The following is a 5513-nucleotide window of genomic DNA, read 5'->3' on the forward strand; positions in this document are numbered from 1 at the left end:
CGACGGGACCGAAGGCCGCGCGGGGGCGGTGGGTGACCGGCGTGCCGCCGAGGAGCTTTTCCGGCGGCGCCCGCGGCACCGTAGACCGGTGGGAGATCAGCGGGAGACCGGTGACCGGCCGGGCAGGCGCCTCACGGTGCGGTCCGGCGGATTCCCGGCGTCGTGGTGACCGGCAGGGCGGTGCCCCGCATCCGCCGGCCCCTCAGGCGGGCGGCCGGGTGCGCAGGCCGTCCAGGGCCAGGCCCAGGAGCCGGTCCGCGATCTCCGTGTCCTCCGGGTGCTTCGCCGTCGCCTTCTCCGCCGCGTACGCGATGGCGCTCGTCAGCCGCAGGAGGTCGTCGGGGGAGACGTCCGCGCGCAGTTCGCCGGACTCGCGCGCGCGGCCGGTCAGCAGCTCGACGGTCTCCCGCAGCTGGGTCTTGCAGTTGACCATCAGGCCCTCGTCCATGAGCGTCGCGGCGACTCCCCGGATCGTCGAGGACAGGTCCACGTACCGCCGCATCCACGCCGTCAGCGCGCCCATCGGCGTCCTGCCGGGCTCCGCCGCCAGCGTCCGCGCGGTCTCGGCCAGCTCGTCGACCCGGGTCTGGAACACCTCGCCCATGAGCGCGAAGCGGTCCGGGAAGTGCCGGTACAGCGTGCCGATGCCGACGCCCGCGCGGCGCGCGATCTCCTCCAGCGAGGCGTCCGCGCCGCGCTCGCCGAAGGCCGTCGCGGCCTCGTTGAGCAGGCGTTCGTAGTTGCGGCGCGCGTCCGCGCGCATCGGCCGGCCCTGCACCGTCCCCATGGGCACCACCCTTCGTCGTCTCCGCGCTGCAGCCCAGAATGCCATTGCAGAAACGGAGGCAGCCTCCGTATAGTGAAGCGGAGCTACCCTCCACTTCATTCTCTGCCGGAAGGCACCTCTGTGTCCACATCCCTGCGCACGCCCACGGACCACGGCATCCGCGGTCAGGGCCGCACGGCCCGCGGCGCCCGCCCGGGGCTCGCGCTCACCGCGATCGTCGCCACCCAGCTGATGTTTCTGGTCGACGCCACGGTGGTGAACGTCGCACTGCCCGACATCGCGCTCGACCTGCACTTCTCCCCGACCCGGATGTCCTGGATCCTCAACCTCTACACCCTCGCCTTCGGCGGCCTGCTGCTCCTCGGCAGCCGCATAGGCGACCGCATCGGCCGCCGCCGCGCGCTCGTCACCGGCGTGCTCGCCTTCACCGGCGCCTCCCTCCTCGCGGGCATCGCGCCCAGCGGCGGCTGGCTGCTCATCGCCCGTACCGTGCAGGGCATCGCCGCCGCCCTCGCCGCCCCCAGCACCCTCGCCCTGATCGCCACCACCTTCCCCGAAGGCCGCCGGCGCGCCCGCGCGCTCGCCGTCTTCGCCTCCATCAGCGGCGCCGGCTCGGCGCTCGGCCTGGTCCTCGGCGGGGCGCTCACCGACCTCGTGTCCTGGCACTGGGTCTTCCTGATCAACCTGCCCGTCGGCCTCGCCATCGCCTGGCTCGCACCCCGCCACCTCGACGAGACCCCGCGCCAGCGCGGCCCGTTCGACGCCCTCGGCGCGCTCCTCGCCACCCTGGGCATGACCTCGCTCGTCTACGCCTTCATCCGCACCGCCGAGCGGGGCTGGGGCGACGGGCTCGCCCTCGGCGCCTTCGCCGCCGCCGCGGCGCTGCTCGGCAGCTTCCTCGCCGTCGAACTCCGCGTCCGCCGGCCTCTGGTGGTGCTGCGGCTCTTCGCCGACCGCAACCGGTCGGTCTCGTACGCCACGATGCTGATGATCCCCGCCGGGATGTTCGGCGTCTTCTACTTCACCACGCAGTACCTGCAGCGCCACCTCGAATACAGCCCGTTCCGCGCGGGCCTGGCGTTCCTGGCGCTCGCCGTGCCGCTCTTCGCCGCCTCCCGCTTCGCGCCGCGCGCGCAGGCCAGGTTCGGGCCGAAGCGCACCGCGCTGGCCGGGCTGACGCTCAACACCACCGGCACCCTGTGGCTCACCCGCCTCGACGCCTCCGCCGGCTACGCCGACGGGCTGCTGGGCCCGCTGGTGCTCATGGGCGTCGGGGTCGGGCTGACCATGATGCAGCTGACCACCCTCATCCTCAGCGGCGTCGAGCCCGAGGACGCGGGGTCGGCCTCCGGGCTGCTGCAGACGATGCAGTACGTCGGCGGGAGCCTCGGCCTGTCCGTGCTGGTCTCCGTCTTCGACGTGGGCCTGAGGCACTCCTCGGGGCACACGTTCTTCGACGGTACGGGCGCCGCGTTCACCGCCGCGGCGGCGTTCTCCGCGCTCGCGCTGCTGCTGATGGCGGGGGCCCGGAACGTACCGCGCAAGTCCTGAAGCCGCGGCAGGGGCGGGCCCACCGGGCCCGCCCCTGCTTCGCCTCAGACCATCCCGGTCAGTCTCAGTCCGCGTCGTTCCGCGTCGTTCCGCGCCGGTCCGGGGTCTGCGGTCTGCGTCAGTCCTTGATCTCGCAGATGACCGCGCCGGACGTGACCGTCGTGCCCATCTTCGCCGCGAGGTCCTTGACCGTGCCGGCGCGGTGGGCGTTGATGGGCTGCTCCATCTTCATCGCCTCCAGCACGATCACCAGGTCGCCCTCCGCGACCTGCTGGCCCTCCTCGACCGCCACCTTCACGATCGTGCCCTGCATCGGCGAGGCCAGCGCGTCGCCCGAGACCGCCGAGCCGGACTTCTTCGCCGCCCGCCGCTTCGGCTTCGCCCGCCCGGCCGCCGCCGAGGCGACCGCGCCGAGCGACGACGGGAGCGACACCTCCAGGCGCTTTCCGCCGACCTCGACGACCAGCGTCTCGCGGCTCTCCTCCGCCGCGTCGCCGTCCGCGCCGCCCGCGAACGGGGGGATGCCGCCGGCGAACTCCGTCTCGATCCACCGGGTGTGCACGCCGAACGGCTCGACCGCCGAGGCCGGCGCGAACGCCGGGTCCCGCACCACCGCGCGGTGGAACGGCAGCGCCGTCGCCATCCCGGAGACCGTGAACTCGCCCAGCGCGCGCGCCGCGCGCTGCAGCGCCTGCTGCCGCGTGGCGCCCGTGACGATCAGCTTGGCCAGCAGCGAGTCCCACGCCGGGCCGATCACGCTGCCCGACTCCACCCCCGCGTCCAGCCGCACGCCGGGCCCGGCCGGCGGCTCGAAGGCCGTCACCGTGCCGGGCGCGGGCAGGAAGTTGCGCCCCGGGTCCTCGCCGTTGATACGGAACTCGAAGGAGTGACCCCGCACCGGCGGGTCGTCGTACCCCAGTTCCTCGCCGTCGGCGATACGGAACATCTCCCGCACCAGGTCGATGCCCGTGACCTCCTCGGTCACCGGGTGCTCCACCTGGAGGCGGGTGTTGACCTCCAGGAAGGAGATCGTGCCGTCCTGGCCGACGAGGAACTCGCAGGTGCCCGCGCCCTCGTAGTGCGCCTCCTTCAGGATGGCCTTCGACGCGCGGTACAGCTCGGCGTTCTGCTCCGGGGACAGGAACGGCGCCGGCGCCTCCTCCACCAGCTTCTGGTGGCGGCGCTGCAGCGAGCAGTCCCGGGTGGAGACCACGACCACGTTCCCGTGCTTGTCCGCGAGGCACTGCGTCTCCACGTGCCGCGGGCGGTCGAGATAGCGCTCGACGAAGCACTCGCCGCGGCCGAACGCGGCGATGGCCTCGCGCACCGCCGACTCGTAAAGCTCGGGGACCTCTTCGAGCGTACGGGCCACCTTCAGGCCGCGACCGCCGCCGCCGAAGGCGGCCTTGATGGCGATCGGCAGCCCGTGCTCCTCGGCGAACGCCGTGACCTCCGCGGCGCCCCCGACCGGGTCTTTGGTGCCGGCCACCAGCGGTGCGCCGGCGCGCTGGGCGATGTGCCGGGCGGACACCTTGTCGCCGAGGTCGCGGATCGCCTGCGGCGGCGGGCCGATCCACGTCAGGCCGGCGTCGAGGACGGCCTGGGCGAACTCGGCGTTCTCCGACAGGAATCCGTACCCCGGGTGGACGGCGTCCGCGCCCGAGTCCTGGGCGGCCCGGAGCACCTTGCCGATGTCGAGGTAGCTCGTGGCCGGAGTGTCACCGCCGAGCGCGAAGGCCTCGTCGGCCACGCGGACGTGGAGTGCGTCCCGGTCGGGCGCGGCGTAGACGGCCACGCTCGCGATTCCGGCGTCCCGGCAGGCGCGGGCTACCCGGACGGCGATTTCGCCACGGTTGGCGATGAGCACCTTGCGCACGTTGGCTCCCTTCTCGGAACACCGAGATTTTAGGTAATGGCGACACCTCTGCGCTGCGGGAACCCGGAGGTGAGTTTTCCCACACAGAGAGTGATCCGCGCCGCCGCACTCGGGCGCGTAGCCCTGAGTTCCCAAGGTACGCCGCTTCCGCGGCCGTGCGCGCGAAACCGCCGTGTGGCCAAGGTCTCGCGACCGTTGAGGAGATGGACGGCACAACTTTTTGTGGGAACCATACGAAGGCGAGACGGAATCTTTTCGGGTCGCCCGTCCGGCCGGAGCCGTGACGCCCGCCCCGACGCCCGCCCCGCGTGTGCCCGTCGGGTGTCCGGCCGGTGTCCATCGTGCGCGGACCCTTGCCGCCTCCGACTACCCATCAGTAGCGTAAGTGGGCCGAACGGACCTGGTTCAGGGGGTGCCGCCATGCGCAGAGCCGTCGCGGCGGTGGCCGGTGCCGCGCTGCTCGTCGAAGCGGTCGGGCTGGCCGTCGTGCACTTCGTCCTGGGCTCGGTCGTCGACCGCCAGGAGATGTCCCTCGCCGGCCTCGACTCCGGCGTCATGTCCGGCTCCACGCGCGCGGCGGGCGTGGCCGTCGGGCTCTACCTGCTGTGCTGCGGCGCGGTCTCGCTGCTCATCGCGGTACGGGACCGGGCCCCCGGGCGCGCCGGGCGGATCCTGCTGGTGAGCTGCGCGGTGCTGCACGCGGTGCTGGCGGCGGTGGCCGTCGGGCTGGTGGGCTGGGCGGCGTTCGCGGGGCTGATGGTGCTCTTCGGGCTCATCGTGCTGGTGTTGACCGGTGAGGACGCCCCCTCACGGCAGCCCGACGGGGGCGCGGAACCTGCACCGGCGGCCTGAGCACCTCCCCGCCTGCTGCCCGCTGCACCGGCCGCGTACGGGCCAGGGGAGCAGCACCGCCTGCGGGTCGGAGGGCCGGGCGGCTACGCCCACAGGTCGGTGATCTGCACCCCCAACTCCGCGAGCAGCCGGCGCAGCAGCGGCAGCGAGATCCCCACGACATTGCCGTGGTCGCCGTCGATGCCGTCGATGAACGCCGACGAGCGGCCGTCGATGGTGAACGCCCCGGCCACGTACAGCGGTTCGCCGGTGGCCACGTACGCGGCGATCTCGGCGTCGCTCGGCTCGCCGAACCGCACCACCGTCCCTGCCGTCGCACTCGCCCGCCTGCCCGACGCCGTGTCGATCACGCAGTGCCCCGTCTGCAGCACCCCCGAGCGGCCCCGCATCGCCTTCCACCGCGCCGTCGCGTCCTCGGCGTCCACGGGCTTGCCCAGCGCCGCGCCG

The 5513-nt window shown here is 73.4% G+C and carries 5 protein-coding genes; 2 read left to right on the forward strand and 3 right to left on the reverse strand.

Annotated elements, in window-relative coordinates; all coding sequences use genetic code 11:
* Window positions 1-202: 202 nt before the first annotated feature.
* On the reverse strand, window positions 203-787 hold the full coding sequence (locus H5J30_RS15885; protein WP_181788089.1) for a TetR/AcrR family transcriptional regulator: 585 nt from the start codon (window positions 785-787) through the stop codon (window positions 203-205).
* Between the two features lie 120 nt (window positions 788-907).
* Here H5J30_RS15885 and H5J30_RS15890 point away from each other — a divergent pair, with 120 nt between their 5' ends.
* A complete protein-coding gene (locus H5J30_RS15890) occupies window positions 908-2338 on the forward strand; it encodes an MFS transporter (RefSeq protein WP_181788090.1) in 1431 nt (476 codons plus the stop codon).
* 118 nt (window positions 2339-2456) lie between these two features.
* Here the strand turns inward: H5J30_RS15890 and H5J30_RS15895 are convergent, their stop codons facing one another.
* On the reverse strand, window positions 2457-4214 hold the full coding sequence (locus H5J30_RS15895; RefSeq protein WP_181788091.1) for an acetyl/propionyl/methylcrotonyl-CoA carboxylase subunit alpha: 1758 nt from the start codon (window positions 4212-4214) through the stop codon (window positions 2457-2459).
* Window positions 4215-4634: 420 nt separating this feature from the next.
* On the opposite strand from H5J30_RS15895, the gene H5J30_RS15900 reads away from it, so the two are divergent.
* Window positions 4635-5066, forward strand: coding sequence for a hypothetical protein (locus H5J30_RS15900; RefSeq protein WP_181788092.1), 432 nt, complete (start codon window positions 4635-4637; stop codon window positions 5064-5066).
* Window positions 5067-5149: 83 nt separating this feature from the next.
* Here H5J30_RS15900 and H5J30_RS15905 read toward each other — a convergent pair.
* Window positions 5150-5513 (reverse strand): Maf family protein (locus H5J30_RS15905; protein WP_181788093.1); only part of this gene is annotated, 364 nt, incomplete at its 5' end.

This window comes from Streptomyces phytophilus (assembly GCF_013870535.1).
GTDB classification, from domain to species: Bacteria; Actinomycetota; Actinomycetes; order Streptomycetales; family Streptomycetaceae; genus Streptomyces; species Streptomyces phytophilus.

Bases quoted from the DNA above. Each gene is read 5' to 3' on its own strand.
- H5J30_RS15885 (WP_181788089.1), bottom strand. From the start codon at position 787: ATGGGGACGGTGCAGGGCCGGCCGATGCGCGCGGACGCGCGCCGCAAC.
- H5J30_RS15900 (WP_181788092.1), top strand. From the start codon at position 4,635: ATGCGCAGAGCCGTCGCGGCGGTGGCCGGTGCCGCGCTGCTCGTCGAA.